1 pseudogene is annotated in these 1,714 nt (G+C 48.4%); it reads right to left on the reverse strand.

What is annotated here, in order from left to right:
- Nucleotides 1–1,499 (reverse strand): annotated as a pseudogene (locus NO877_RS19685) (type IIL restriction-modification enzyme MmeI); the annotation flags it as partial.
- Between the last annotated feature and the right edge of the window lie 215 nt (nt 1,500–1,714).

Raw genomic sequence — 1,714 nt, forward strand, 5'->3', positions numbered from 1 at the left:
AGCTTACAGATCTCGACCGCCCCTTGATCAATATCTACCCCGTAGAGATTATTCAGAATGACAGTCCGCTTCGCGTATAGCGATGCTCCACCTTGTCCTTCGTTGATGTCTTCTAATTCATCTCGTGTTCGAGAATCCAACTCCCAACTCTTGCCTTCTTGTTCGAGCTGCTGGAAATACTCGATACACTGCATATAGATGTCCACTAACACGTCCTGTGCAGCAAGCAGGAACGCACCACTACCGACGGCTGGATCCAACACGTGTGCCTCTTTCAGGATATCATGATATAGCGTTTCGACGTGTTTTGTCTCCACGTTCTCAGTGGGAACCTGCTGGGTCATCGTTCCACCATCTGCCAACGCCACTTCACCACCAGTGGCTTCTATACCGGGGAATCCGAACACGTCATCAATTTCATTGTATTCAGCATCGACGGCCTCGTTGAGCTGATCAAGTAGATATGGGTGGATCGTCCGGCGGGACATGAAGCCGGTGATCTCTTCGGGCGTATAGTACGCCCCCATCTCTTTCTGATTAACCGTTTGCTCAAAGATATGGCCGAGAATAGCGGGCGAGAGATTCTTGGGATCAACGATATCAAGACGCTCGTCGACATTCCAGTTCCAGCCCGACAGGAAGTCCAAAATGTCGTCGAAAAGCCGGTTCGTCTCTTCAGCGGACGCACCTAGCTTCGCGTCTGGGAAGTCTTTCTCAACAGGATTTTTGGCGAACAACCCACCATTCAGGTAGGGGAGACTCCCGAATTCGGGGTTCTGCTTGTCTTCTGCAAGATAGTCGAAGAACAGCGGCCGATAGAAGTTTTTGTATCGATCCTCGCCATCATTCACGACGCTACTAGGCTGTTCGTGCAGGTAGTTTGGGTTTCGATCTAGCAGACGTTTCTCTTGGATGAAGTACAGAAAGATCATCCGGTCAAGAATTACCTGGACATAGCGTTGCTTCGCATCTCCACGGTCATCAGGGATGCCAGAGACCTCCTGAACGAGATCTGTGCGGAGTTCTTCAAATTCTTCGTAGAATTCCTTGACGACTTGTTGTGTGTCGTACAGCGTGTCGTAAATCGCAGCAGATGAACCGTATTCAATCGAGTTAAGCTTCTTTAGAACAGTATTCTTTTCTCCACTATCTCTCGTGAATTGGTCTTTGGTGAACGAGATTTTCTGATGCTTGATGCGACCGTGCTGCTGACCTTCCCAGCTTCGGGTTCGAGTAAGGAAAGTAAACTCATCGAAGTCGTTTGTGGCGACAAGATTTGTGTGGCGGGAGCGATTGTCTGGTTTGAAGTCGGTAGCGGATTCACCGGGACCCGCGTTGACAAGTACGACAAATTCGTCGTCAGCAAGTTGGAGTACGAGCTGATGGTCATCACCGAGATTTGGGCGAGGTTTCAGCCCACGCTTCTCGAAAGAATTAGCGATGTCCTGTAGAGAGTCCCAGCCCGCGATGTCATTCGCGGATATCTGCTGGAGTGTCATAACTCATGGAAGTAATTATGTTGTAATAAGATACGGGGTTCGATACCATTTTGCCATAATTACTTTCCAAGTAAATTACTCTCTAATGTGAATGCTGATTTGTATAGTATCTTAGGAAGAGATGAGATAGATCGGTTCTATTGAGTAATCGCAGTAAGCGAACGTGACTTACGAGGGGTAGATATTGATCAAGGGGCGGTCGAGATCTGTAAGCT

The organism is Halohasta litorea (assembly GCF_024494645.1).
In the GTDB taxonomy this organism is placed as follows: Archaea; Halobacteriota; Halobacteria; order Halobacteriales; family Haloferacaceae; genus Halohasta; species Halohasta litorea.